Source organism: Actinomadura chokoriensis, assembly GCF_041463665.1.
Classification (GTDB): domain Bacteria; phylum Actinomycetota; class Actinomycetes; order Streptosporangiales; family Streptosporangiaceae; genus Spirillospora; species Spirillospora chokoriensis_A.
Map to the genome: position 1 here is coordinate 121853 of NZ_JAXCEJ010000014.1, position 11697 is coordinate 133549.

An 11697-nucleotide genomic window follows, 5' to 3' on the forward strand; every position below is an offset into this window, starting at 1 on the left:
CCGAGGGTCACGGTGAGCACGCCAGGAAAGGTTTCGACCTGGCCTTACGAGCCGAGCATTCGGCTCGTGCTCATCGCCTCGTCTCGTATCGGGTCAGCACCACGCCGCCGGGAAATGTCCGTGTCTCGACCAGGTTCAGTTTCACCCAGTTGTCCAGGGCTGTGAAGAACGGCGTGCCGCCGCCCACCAGGACCGGGTGGGTGACGAGCGCGTACTCGTCGATCAGCCCGGCCCGCATGGCCGCCGCGGCGAGTGTGCCGCTGCTGATGTCCATGGGGCCGCCGTCCTCGGCCTTGAGCCGGGTGATCTCGGTGACCGCGTCGCCGGTGACCAGGCGGGCGTTCCAGTCGACCGTGCTGATCGTGGAGGAGAACACCACCTTCGGCATGTCCCGCCAGCGGCGGGCGAACTCGATCTGCGCCGGTGTGGCGCCAGGCTGCTGGTCGGCGGTCGGCCAGTGGGAACTCATCGTCTCCCACAATTTGCGCCCGTACAGCGCCAGGCTCGTCGCGTCCACCCGGTCGGACCACCACTGGAAGGACTCGTCGCTCGGCACGCTCCAACCAAGGTCGTCGCCAGGCGCGGCGATATAGCCGTCCAGGGTCACGTTCATGGCGAAGGTCAGTTTCCGCATCGTGCCAGCCTCCTGTGAGTCGATTTCGCACGTACAGACGGGCGCGGCGCGGAAACCTAATCGGTGCGCGATCTGCGTTCGCAGGTAGTCCTCGCGTTCCCGACTCCGCACGGCGTACTCGGCGGGCTCGAGCACCACCGACCGGATCTCGATCTCACCCCCGCAAACGCCTGGTCACATAGCTACAGCGCCGGGCTCTCACCGCGCTGGAGATCGCCAAGCAGTCCCGACGTTGCGCATCTCGCTCGGCGACCAGCGGCCGGCACGTGCGCCGCAAGATCCGCGAGCACCTACCTCTACCAGCGCCGACGCAGCTAAGCGTTGGCTTTCAGCGCCGGCTACTGAGGGGCCAGTGGGGTCCAGTACCTTGTGTGGGGCCGCTACTGGACCACCGCGTAGTGCGACTCGGTCATCGCCGAGCTCCAACTCTGCGCCTGGCGGGGTCGCGTTCGGCCTGCCACCGGCCGAGCGCCTCGGCCGATACTCGAACGCACTTGGCCAGTGATCGCACCGAGGTGTGCCCGGTCAGCGCCAGCATCATCGGCATGGAGGCGCCGTCTTCGGCGGTGTGCGTCAGGCCGGAGTGGCGCAGATGGTGCAGCTTGTACGGCCTGCCCGGTAGGTCGGTGGTGTGCTGTTCGAACAACTCCGCTGCCCGCCGGTACGACAGCCGGGCACGGCTGGTGCGGGGGTCGACGTCGACCAGCGCCACCGAGGGGCACGCCTTGTGGTCGGTGAGAAACACCGGACGGTCTAGCGCCCGGCCGGCAGCCGGACGGTGCCGGGCAACTACTCGGCGTGTGGGCATGCTTTCGCCGTCTGCGGGCGAGAGGACATTCCAGCGGACCTACGGGTACGCCTGATGGCTCAACATGGCCAGGCACATCTCAGGATCGCGGATCCGTCGGTACGTCCGGCGAAGGTGATGCAGGTCCTGCGTGCCGAACTGGGTGGGCATCGACGACAGCCAGGGGAAACGCTGCGCCGAGTGCAGGCGGCAAGGTTCACAGGGACACTTCTAGAAGTGGAGTCACTCGCCTCACGTCTGTGGGAGGCAGCGGTCCGGGCGACTGCGGGACGCCGCCGAACCCGCGGACCCAGGGTCCGCGGGTGGGCGATGTCAGGCCGTCGCTCGCTTGGGAAGCTTCCACCCGGGGCGGGGGAAGTGGCAGGTGTAGCCGTCGGGGTAGCTCTGCAGGTAATCCTGGTGCTCGGGCTCGGCCTCCCAGAAGTCGCCCGCCGGGGCGACCTCGGTGACGACCTTGCCGGGCCACAGACCCGAGGCGTCGACGTCGGCGATCGTCTCCTCGGCGACGCGCTTCTGCACGTCGCTGGTGTAGAAGATCGCCGAGCGGTAACTGGCGCCGATGTCGTTGCCCTGGCGGTTCTTGGTCGAGGGGTCGTGGATCTGGAAGAAGAACTCCAGCAACGCACGGAAGTCGGTCTTGTCGGGGTCGTAGACGACCTCGATGGACTCGGCGTGGGTGCCGTGGTTGCGGTAGGTGGCGTTCGGGACGTCGCCGCCGCTGTACCCGACGCGCGTGGACACGACGCCGGGCAGGTGGCGGAACAGCTCCTGCATGCCCCAGAAGCAGCCGCCGGCGAGGATCGCCTTCTCGGTGGTCACGTCGTCTCCTTACGTGTCGTCGGTACCGGTGGTGAACAGGGTGCGGTACTCGCCGTACCCTGCCTCCTCCAAGTCGTCGAGGTGGATGAACCGCAGCGACGCGGAGTTGATGCAGTAGCGTAGTCCGCCCTTGTCGGCGGGGCCGTCGGGGAATACATGGCCGAGGTGGCTGTCGCCGTGCAGCGAGCGGGCCTCCGTCCGGATCATGCCGTGGCCGACGTCCTCGCGCTCGACGACGTTCGCCCCGGCGATCGGCTTGGTGAAGCTTGGCCAGCCGGTGTTGCTGTCGAACTTGTCGGCGGAGCCGAACAGCGGTTCGCCGGACACGACGTCGACGTAGATACCGGGCTCGTGGTTGTCCCAGTAGGCGTTGGCGAACGGGCGCTCGGTGCCATCCCGCTGAGTCACGCGGTACTGCTCCGGCTCGAGCCGCGAGAGGGCTTCAGGGTTCTTGTGGTACTGGGTCTGTCGGGGCACAGCTCTCCCTTCCCGGCCTTGCGGCCTGAGCTGGGGAACCAGGTGAAGTGCACCTGGGCGCACACGTATAGACACTTCGCGGCCTGGATGTATTCCACGTAACTGGACTAGATAGTCCAAACCAAGTTCGATGCGCGCTGAAGTCGAACGGAGGTGCGCCGGAGTCACCGACGCCGCTCGGATCGGCCCCGTCGCCCGGACATGGCCGGGATTCGTCGAGAGGTGACAGCAAACATGCAGTTCCAGCCGGGAAGTGGGTGCCGTGTTCATCGTGAAGGTGTTGCAGGGGCATGGCGCACTCCTCGGGTGCTTTCGTGCCACAAGGCCGGGGATTGTTCGTATCAAGCTTGGGTTTGGGCATCCGAACTGGACTTGACCGACCAGTTCTGCCGCGGCTAGGTTCGGGGCGTTCGGCTGGTTCGTCCGTTGGCGCCAACCGTCCAAGCTGAACCAGACCCCGCAGGCGGGGGCTGCGGACGTCCGCCCCCCGCGCCCGCGAGGAGACCGATGCTGGCGAACCGGGATGTCGTGCAGGCAAGGACTAGGTCGAAGGGGTGCGTCTGATGAAGGCGATCGTGGTGACGGACGAGGCTGCGGGAATGTCCGGGATGAAGCTCGCGGAGCGGCCCGAGCCGTCGGCGGCGACGAACGACGTCATCGTCCGGGTTCATGCGTCGGGCTTCGTACCGACAGAGTTGGAGTGGCCCGCGACCTGGGCCGATCGCAGCGGCCGCGACCGCACACCGTCGATCCCCGGTCACGAGCTTGCCGGAGTGGTCACCGCCCTCGGCTACGGCTCGACGGGCCTCTCGGTGGGGCAGCGGGTGTTCGGCCTCACCGACTGGCATCGCGACGGCACCCTGGCCGAGTACACGGCCGTCGAGGCGCGCAACCTCGCGCCTCTGCCGGGCGACGTCGACTTCACGGTGGGCGCGAGCCTGCCGATCTCGGGTCTGACCGCCTGGCAGGGACTGTTCGACCACGGCCGCCTCCGAGCAGGGCAGAGCGTGCTGGCGCACGGCGCGGCCGGCGCGGTCGGGACGATGGTGACGCAGCTCGCGCGGGAGGCCGGCGGCTACGTCATCGGCACCGGCCGCGCCGCCGACCGCCAGAAGGTGCTCGACTTCGGCGCGCAGGAGTTCGTCGACCTCGACAACGACACCCTCGAAGACGTCGGCGAGGTCGACCTGGTGTTCGACGCCATCGGCGGCGACGTCCAGCGCCGGTCGGCGGCCATGGTCCGCGCGGGCGGAACACTGGTGACCGTCGTCGAGCCGCCCGAGGTCCGCCCGGCCGACGGCCTGGCGATCGACTTCGTCGTCGAGTCCGACCGCGCCCAACTGGCGGAGATCGTCCAGCGGATCCGTGACGGGCGCCTGCGCACGAACATCGGCGACATCGCATCCCTCGACGGCGCCGTCGAAGCCCTGAACCCGACGGGACGACGCAAGGGGAAGACGATCATCCGCGTTCGCCCCTGAGGACTCCGGAGGCGGCGAGCGGTCCTGCCCTCCTCATGGGGCAGTTTCAGCCGCGTGGCCGGCCCGTACCCGACGACATCGCCGGGCCGGTCCACCACCCGGGCGGGGCGAGCCGGACGACCGGGCGCCATCGTTGATGTCATGGGCGGTGGTCGTGCAGCGCGGGCGGGCCGGTCGATCGACCTGGCGCGCGGCTCGGCCCGTGCCAGCGGGTGAATCGGCTGAGGGCGTCCGGTGGCGGCGAGTCGCTCCCACAGCCGTCCATCTGTGCAAGTTGCAAGGCCCGCCTTCTTCGTGGCTTCGACGTCGACCGTGCCGTCCTCCGTTGGGCGGGCGGCGAGCAGCAGTTGGACCGGCACCGAGCATCCGGGTCGGTAGCCTTTCCTGCGTGACCAGGTCAGAGAGTGCCGAACAGGGGCCGAGGCTGACACGTCGCGGCGCCGTGACGAGGCGGCGCATCATCGAGGCCGCGGCCGAGCTCATGTACATGAAGGGGGTCAGCTCGACCACTCTGGACGAGGTCCGCGCCGCGAGCGGCACGAGCAAGTCTCAGCTCTACAACCACTTCGCGGACAAGGAGCAACTGGTCCGCGAAGTGGTCCTGATGCGCGCGGAACAGATCATGGAGCGCGAGCGCGCCGCGCTGGAGCGACTCAGGTCGTTCAACAGCCTGGTCCGCTGGAGGAACGCGATCGTCCAGCGCAACGCACTGCGGAACGGCGCGTACGGCTGTGTCCTCGGTTCGATCTCCGGAGAGGTCTCCGACCAGGACGAGGTCGCTCGCAGGGCCCTCGCGGAGACGTTCGAGGAGTGGGAGAACCTCATCGAGGCCGGTCTGCGCCGCATGCAGGACGCCGGGACGCTCACCGCCGACGCCGACCCCCGCAAGCTCGCGATCGGGCTGATGGCCGCCCTGCAAGGGGGCTACCTGCTGGCCCAGGCCGCTCATGACGTCGCCCCCATGGAGATCGCACTCGACATGGCGCTCGATCACGTCCGGATATATCTCTCGGACTGATAGGTGCACCGCTCACCTGGCAGAACGCAAACGAACAGAGCTCTGCGTTTGCAAGAGATCGGCATCAGCCGGCCACCACGGCCCCGGCACGTCCCGCTCGAAGATCTGGACGACCGGCACCATGGCAGTGGCGGGCAGGTCGGCGGAGTTCACTTCGTCGGGCAAGGAGCATACTGGCCACGGTTCGTCACTCGGCCAGAGCAGCGGGCCACCGATCGAACTGACTTCTGGACTTGGCTTCGCCCGTTTGGGGTGAAGCACGGCGGCGTCTCGCGGAAAGGTGCGAGGTCCGGGACGGCATTGAGTATCGCTTCGGTTGAAGGTCTCAGGGGATACGTCATCGCGCCTCCTGTTCGGTAGCCACGGATTGTGGTTCAACGTACAGGTCGGCTGTGACAGAGTGCCCACGCAGCCAGCGGGTCGTTGGCGGGTTTGTGTCCGTCCGCGGCGACGTTGTCTTGTACGTCAGAGCACTGTTCTCGGGCTATGGGCCTTACGTTCCAGGCCGCTCAGGAAGACGTCGTGTACATCCCACCGAGGTGATCAGTACGCCACGTCAGCACGTCCAGTGATCGCACTGCGCATGTGCGGGATTGTCGACGACGGGATGATTCCGCTTCAAAGCGGGGTGTGTGATGAGACCCAAGTCAGTGTGGGAGAACGGTCGATCAGCGGGACGTTCGGCCGATTCTTCGGTTCCGGCACCTCGCACACGGCACGTTGGCGGAGAGATCCGGACGCGTGGTCGGGGTGACCGTTAGGCTGCATCTGAAGGGTAGGGTCGAGCCTGTGACAGGCAACAACGTTCGGGCACGTCCAAGGCGACCGAAAGAGCCGGTAGCTCCCAAGCTACCAACTTTCTTGACAGAAGCGGGGCTTCCAGAGACCGAGCTGGCCGACGATGGGATATACCTGTCTACGCGGTACGGTGCCCTTGATCTTTCGGAACAGGACGCTGAAGACGTCGAGTTTGAGCGTTGCCGCTTCCAGGAGACGCGGTTTTCTGGCACGACGATCCGTCGCGCCAGCTTTGCGGATGTCGAGTTCACGTCATGTGACCTGGCCAACTTGAAGCTCTATGACTCGCGGATCTTCAACGTTTTGATCGACGGCAGTCGCATGACCGGCACCTCTATGACCGACTGCGGGCTCCGGGACGTCCTGTTCAGTAACTGCCGTGCGGACCTCTCGTCCTTCCGGTTCGCCCGGTTCAGTAACGTCGTGTTCCGAGACTGCAACCTCACCGATGCGAATTTCCAGGGAGCCGACCTTGGTGGCGTACGTTTCGAGCGCTGCAAGCTGACCGGGGCGCAGTTCAGCAACGCCAACATGAAGGGCGCCCGGCTTTCCGGATGCGATCTCTACGGAGTTAACGGAATCCAGAGCTTCCAGGGCGCAATCGTGCCCACCGCCGATGTGCAAGGCTTGGCGTTCGCCCTGGCGTCGGCAATGGGCATCACGATCGAGGATTAGGTGTACTGCCTGTGAGGTCGTGACGCGGCGGCTGGCGTGTGGATGGACGCCGAGTGCGGTGTGGCCCACGGAGGCAACGTGGAGACCTCTCAGTAAGCGAGCCTATGGCGGAAGTCAGAGACGCCTACGACTACCACTCGCGGTAGCCCACAGAGGGTCGATGTGGGCCAGCCAGGCGTCCTGATCGTCCGCTAGGGGTTCTTCCAGTGGGAGCGGCAGGAAACGGCAGGCGAAGGTCAGGCCGGTGTCGTCTCCATCGCCGGATACCGTGTGGTTCCACGTATCTGCCGTGGCCGCGGGCGCTTGAAGGTGGAAATAGGTGGTCCTGCGCGGCTGGCGGGTGTCGGGGTGGGGCTTGTTCACCACTACGAGTTGCTGGATCACGAGAGCGGTGCGCAGTCCGGTCTCTTCGAAGACCTCGCGTAAGACGGCCTGCTCTGGATCCTCGTCGGGGTGGACGCCACCGGCGGGGATCTGGGTGCCTGCTTGAGGCATGCCGACGTGGTCGAAGACGAGGAGTTCGGGAACAGTGCGGAGCCTGATCACGTAGGCGGCGACACGGATTCTGGGTCGAGTCACCCGAGCATTCTGCGCCCGTCGACCTCCACTGCTGAAGCTCGCCCGGAGCCGGATAAAGCCTCCTTCGCATCTTCAAGGGAGCCTGCAAGCGGGTGCCGAGGCGACGCATGCCCGGCTCTGCGAGCCGGGCATGCGTCGCTTGGGCCTGGACAGCGCCGCAGATCTGTTCGCCATCTCGCCACGTATATGCGGGGGTGACCATACGAACCGGTTCGCGCCGTGATCTCGACCCGAGACGGACGGTTGCTCAGGGGCAATCAGTTGGTGGGGTTGCCGAACCAGCGGGAGAGGTGGTCGTCCAGGTCCTGCTGATCGTCGCCGATCCAGGCGACGTGGCCGTCAGGGCGGAGCAGGACGCACGGAACATCGAGTGCCGCGGTGGGATCCGCGAGGTGGTCGACTCGGTCTGACCAGCCGCGGACGGTCAGGCGTTCGGTGCGGTCCAGCAGCAGGCCGCGGCCGCGATGCAGCAGACCGTAGAGGTTGCCCTTTGCCACGTCGATGTCGCGCAGTCGGCGGCCGAGCAGGTCGGGGCCTTCGCCGAAGTCGTAGCGGATGCCGATCGCGGTGATCTTTTCGATCAGGCGGCGGTTCACCTCGTCGAAGTCCATCAGTTCGGTGAGCAGCCTGCGCACGGCCTGCGGGCCCGGTTCGGTGGACAGCAGTCCCATCTGGGCGCGGGTGTTGTCCAGTACGTCCCCGGCGACCGGACGTCGTTCGGCCTGGTAGGTGTCCAGCAGTGTTTCCGGCGCCCGGCCGCGGACCTGTGCGGCCAGTTTCCAGCCGAGGTTGAATGCGTCCTGAACGCCCAGGTTGAGGCCCTGTCCGCCGATGGGCGGATGGATGTGTGCCGCATCGCCGGCCAGCAGCACCCGCCCGACCCGATAACGTTCGGCCAACCGGGTGGCATCCCCGAAACGGGACAACCAGCGCGGGGAGTGCACGCCGAAATCGGTTCCGGCGATGGTGCGCAGCTGGTGTTTGAAATCCTCGAGGGTGGGCGGTTCCGCGCGATCGCTGACTCCCGCGGCGGGGACGACGACGCTGTAGACCCCTTTGCCGAACGGCCTGAGCCAGAATCGCTTATGGGTCTCGCTGATTTCGGTCACCTTGGCGGCGACCTCCTCCTGCGAGACGCCCACTTCCATCTCGCCCATCAGCGTCTCGGTCCGCGAGGGCTCGCCGGGGAAGCCGACGCCGAGCAGTTTGCGCACCGTACTGCGCGCGCCGTCACAGCCGACGAGATAGCGCGCACGCAGCTGTTCGCCGTTGGCCAGCTCGACGGTCACACCCTCGTCGTCCTGCTCGAAACCGGCGACCGCACGACCGCGCCGGACCTGCGCACCCAGTTCGATCGCATGTTCTTCGAGGAGGCGGACGATGACCGGCTGCGGGATGCCCAGCAGGTAGGTGTGCGCGGAATCCAGGCCCTCGGGCGCGGGTTTGGCGATGGCGGCGAAGAATCCGCCGGCCGGACGCTTCCTTCCATGTTCGAGGATGCGATCCAGCAGTCCGCGCATGGCCATCAGCTCGATACTGCGAATATGCAGACCGACTATGCGGACGAACGACACGGGCTCGGTTTCCTTCTCCAGGAGGAGTACCCGCACATCGTGCAGCCGCAGTTCGGCGGCCAGCATCGCGCCGGTCGGCCCGCATCCGGCAATGATCACGTCGAACATGAGGGGCGCACGACCGGCGCCGGAGTCCGGTGACCGGAGTTCGGGGACGCCGCCCACGGTGAGGTCTGCCTCGCCCGTATCGTTCGACGACGGCTCGGCGGTGAAGTGCGAGGAGTGCATAGGTGCTGCCTTTCGGGAGTGCCTTGTTGTCGAGGCGCTCCCGGCGACACCTATGTCAATCGCCGGCCGTGACGGGAAGGGGGAGCACCCACATCGCTACAGCGTTCATGGGTCTCACCTCCTCGGGCGGTGTCACGGTCAACGGCAAGCTACAAGCCCGAACATCACCCCGTCCAATCCTTTCCCAGTCATGGATCCACGGCTCGGAACGGGCGCGTGCGGTTGCAGGATGAATCCGGCCTGGCCAGGAGGCTGCTCCCGGCCACGGTCGACGGTCTGTCCCGGCTGCCCTGCGGGCGGACGGGATTTCCGAAGGCGCCGCCCCGATGAGGTTCGTGGCCACCAGCCTGTCTCATCGGACGCGGTACAGCTGTTGCACCAAACCGTCGCCCCTGCGTTACCCGGGGAAATGTGCCTGGGCGTCTGGACACAGCCTAGGAATTGGGTGCCTTCTGGGGCTCGACCGTGGCCGACTCGAACGGATGTGGCCAAGGGGCTCCAAGGGCCGTCCACCAACGCAAGTAGGGCACGCCCAACACCGACGGCTGAGCGCCCTCTTCGCTCCAGGTCTCCGACACCTCGTCGAGGACGGACGGCTCCACGCCGAAGAGCGCGGCTGCGGCCCGGCGGCTGTCCGCCGTGTCGTCATCCGGGAGACCGGCGCCCTCCTCGTCGATCGAGGCGATGTGCACGGCCGCGCCGTCCGGGCCGAGAACCTCGTTGATCACGCCGTGTTCGTCGAAGTCGGAGGCCGCGATGGCCCGCACACCCCACTCGGGCAGCAACTCTCCCACCGCCGACGACAACGTCACGCCGAAGTCGGCGAAAACGAAAACCCTCGCCCCTTCGGTGGCGACGTCGATGGCTGACTGATGGGCAGCCGCGAGGGCGAGCGCGAATTCTTCGGGATCCCGCCCGTCCTTCAGATCGATAACGGCCCAGCCGCTGAACGATGACATCGCGTGACCATATCAAGGCCCCCCGCTCCGGTAGCGCTGGGCGCGGGACGCAGACGGGAGGTGGGGAAGGTCACGGCGTATGTCGAACATGCAGATTTGGCGAGGTCAGCGGCACGGCGCCGTGTGATTGGCTGCAATTAGGAGCGGTTATCGGCGGTCAATCTTCCAATTCCCGTCACTTGCTCAGATGCGTGCCGAGATGGGGGTCCGTGCTTGGAGCGGTTCGGTTGCCTGCCGCCAGTTGCCGGGCGGGTGTGTGGGATCGATGCCCGCAGTGGTGATGGCGCAAGTGGTGTCGGTCTTGCCGCCCGGCCGTTGCAGGGGCCCAGATGTCCGGATGGCGGGAAGAGAAGAACGGTGGATGAAGCATGTGGCGGCGTCCGGAGTAGTTTGGCGTGTCAGCTGCTGTGGCAGCGGGTCATGAAGTCCGATGGTGGAGCATCACGATCAGATCGGGTTCGGTTCCGTCCGATTGGGTTATGACGAAGCCTGCCGACAGGTAGAGCTTCTGCGCGCGTTGGTTGTGCACCTTCACATCGAGCCAGATCTCTTTGGCCAAGTGATTGTCGTAGGCGTGCGCGAGGACGGCCTCGAGGAGTGCTCGTCCCTGACCTTTGCCGCGCAGGTCGGGGGCCACCACCAGTCGACGCAGCTCGATGACGCGATCGGGTGTCCGCAGGCCCGCCAGGACGGCGAATCCCGAGAGGACGCCATCGTGTTCAGTCACGACGTGGTCCTGGTCCGGGTCGGCCAGGGCGCGGGCGTGCCAGGCGTGACCCGTCTCGCCCAGCCAGCCCGCAGTGTCCTCGTCGGACTCCCATGCGACGAGGCAGGGAAGATCGGCGGGCGCGGTGGAACGGATCAACGCCATGCGGGCAGCGTACTTCGCGGTTCCCGGGCGCTTGTCATCGAGCGGGGGCTGCAGCGGCGCAGAAGGGTTTCGCAACCGTCCGAATGCCCGCGCCGGTCAGGGTTTGCGATCTTCTGGGGACGGGAGATAGGGGCGGAAGTGATCGGCGACGTCGTCGGCGACGGAGGCGGCGTCGCGGGTTCCGTCGACTTCGATCACGCGGATTCCGAGGCGCCGGGCGGAGCGGACGGCGTCGTCGGCGACGAGGCGGTCTCGTTCGAGCCGGTTGCGTTGGGCGCGGGCGGGGTCGCTGACGCCGTGCCGGACGGTGGCGGCTCGGGTGAGTTCGCGCAGTTGCCGGTCGCGGAACTCCTGGGTGGGCACCATGACGACCATCTGCCGGGGCGAGTCGCTGATCGGAGCGACCAGTTCGGGGCGCAGTCCCCACCCTTCGGCGATGATGGGGCGTCCGGAGACGAGGGCGCACAGGTCGTCCAGGGCCCATTCGAAGCGGACCGGGAAGCCGGCGAGCGTTTCGGCGGCCATGTCCTGCGGGGTGGTGTTCACCCAGGTGGCGTCGAGGTCCGGGGTGTCGGGCGAGTGGCCGAGTTTGATCCTGCGGGCGATCCGGCGGTCGTCGTGGCCGCGGGCGTCGTGGTAGTCGTAGTTGTAGGCGGTCAGCCCGTACCGGTCGGCCAGCAGCCGTGCCACGGTGGATTTGCCGGCCCATTGTCCGCCGCCGATCCAAAGGACCCGGCGAAGCGTGCCGAAGGGGTCCCGGACTTGGCTGCCAATGG

At 66.9% G+C, this 11697-nt stretch carries 12 protein-coding genes; 3 read left to right on the plus strand and 9 right to left on the minus strand.

All coding sequences use genetic code 11. From position 1 onward, the window contains the following. Window positions 1–70: 70 nt before the first annotated feature. The 4 genes from SM418_RS21880 to msrB form a co-directional block, all read right to left on the minus strand. Window positions 71–634, minus strand: a complete 564-nt coding sequence (locus SM418_RS21880) for a dihydrofolate reductase family protein (RefSeq protein WP_371943134.1) — start codon at window positions 632–634, stop codon at window positions 71–73. Window positions 635–1043: 409 nt separating this feature from the next. Then, on the minus strand, window positions 1044–1379 hold the full coding sequence (locus tag SM418_RS21885) for a hypothetical protein (RefSeq protein ID WP_371943133.1): 336 nt from the start codon (window positions 1377–1379) through the stop codon (window positions 1044–1046). Between the two features lie 375 nt (window positions 1380–1754). Next, on the minus strand, window positions 1755–2261 hold the full coding sequence (gene msrA, locus SM418_RS21890) for a peptide-methionine (S)-S-oxide reductase MsrA (RefSeq protein WP_371943132.1): 507 nt from the start codon (window positions 2259–2261) through the stop codon (window positions 1755–1757). 9 nt (window positions 2262–2270) lie between these two features. Continuing rightward, on the minus strand, window positions 2271–2738 hold the full coding sequence (gene msrB, locus SM418_RS21895; RefSeq protein WP_371943131.1) for a peptide-methionine (R)-S-oxide reductase MsrB: 468 nt from the start codon (window positions 2736–2738) through the stop codon (window positions 2271–2273). A 563-nt stretch (window positions 2739–3301) separates the two neighbouring features. Here msrB and SM418_RS21900 point away from each other — a divergent pair. The 3 genes from SM418_RS21900 (at window position 3302) to SM418_RS21910 (ending at window position 6710) form a co-directional block, all read left to right on the plus strand. Then, the gene (locus SM418_RS21900; RefSeq protein ID WP_371943129.1) at window positions 3302–4219 is read left to right on the plus strand and encodes an NADP-dependent oxidoreductase; all 918 of its coding nucleotides are present in this window, start codon (window positions 3302–3304) and stop codon (window positions 4217–4219) included. 388 nt (window positions 4220–4607) lie between these two features. Then, a complete protein-coding gene (locus SM418_RS21905; protein ID WP_371943127.1) occupies window positions 4608–5237 on the plus strand; it encodes a TetR/AcrR family transcriptional regulator in 630 nt (209 codons plus the stop codon). Window positions 5238–6026: 789 nt separating this feature from the next. Next, the gene (locus tag SM418_RS21910) at window positions 6027–6710 is read left to right on the plus strand and encodes a pentapeptide repeat-containing protein (protein ID WP_371943125.1); all 684 of its coding nucleotides are present in this window, start codon (window positions 6027–6029) and stop codon (window positions 6708–6710) included. Window positions 6711–6824: 114 nt separating this feature from the next. On the opposite strand, the gene SM418_RS21915 is transcribed toward SM418_RS21910, so the two are convergent. From SM418_RS21915 to SM418_RS21935, 5 genes are all read right to left on the minus strand, one after another. Further along, window positions 6825–7289 (minus strand): NUDIX hydrolase, encoded by a 465-nt coding sequence (locus SM418_RS21915; RefSeq protein WP_371943124.1) that lies wholly within the window; start codon window positions 7287–7289, stop codon window positions 6825–6827. 257 nt (window positions 7290–7546) lie between these two features. Then, window positions 7547–8971 carry a rifampin monooxygenase gene (gene rox, locus SM418_RS21920; protein ID WP_371943276.1) on the minus strand — a complete coding sequence of 475 codons (1425 nt, stop codon included), beginning with the start codon at window positions 8969–8971 and terminating at the stop codon, window positions 7547–7549. Window positions 8972–9525: 554 nt separating this feature from the next. Continuing rightward, entirely contained in the window at window positions 9526–10050 is a 525-nt protein-coding gene (locus tag SM418_RS21925; RefSeq protein ID WP_371943122.1) for a hypothetical protein, read from the minus strand. Window positions 10051–10468: 418 nt separating this feature from the next. After that, window positions 10469–10921, minus strand: coding sequence for a GNAT family N-acetyltransferase (locus tag SM418_RS21930; RefSeq protein WP_371943121.1), 453 nt, complete (start codon window positions 10919–10921; stop codon window positions 10469–10471). A gap of 96 nt (window positions 10922–11017) precedes the next feature. Next, window positions 11018–11611, minus strand: a complete 594-nt coding sequence (locus SM418_RS21935) for a hypothetical protein (protein WP_371943119.1) — start codon at window positions 11609–11611, stop codon at window positions 11018–11020. Window positions 11612–11697: the final 86 nt, after the last annotated feature.

Excerpts from the sequence above, each read along its gene's own strand:
- SM418_RS21880 (WP_371943134.1), bottom strand. The coding sequence starts at position 634 with ATGCGGAAACTGACCTTCGCCATGAACGTGACCCTGGACGGCTATATC.
- SM418_RS21900 (WP_371943129.1), top strand. The coding sequence starts at position 3,302 with ATGAAGGCGATCGTGGTGACGGACGAGGCTGCGGGAATGTCCGGGATG.
- rox (WP_371943276.1), bottom strand. The coding sequence starts at position 8,971 with ATGTTCGACGTGATCATTGCCGGATGCGGGCCGACCGGCGCGATGCTG.
- SM418_RS21925 (WP_371943122.1), bottom strand. The coding sequence starts at position 10,050 with ATGTCATCGTTCAGCGGCTGGGCCGTTATCGATCTGAAGGACGGGCGG.
- SM418_RS21930 (WP_371943121.1), bottom strand. The coding sequence starts at position 10,921 with ATGGCGTTGATCCGTTCCACCGCGCCCGCCGATCTTCCCTGCCTCGTC.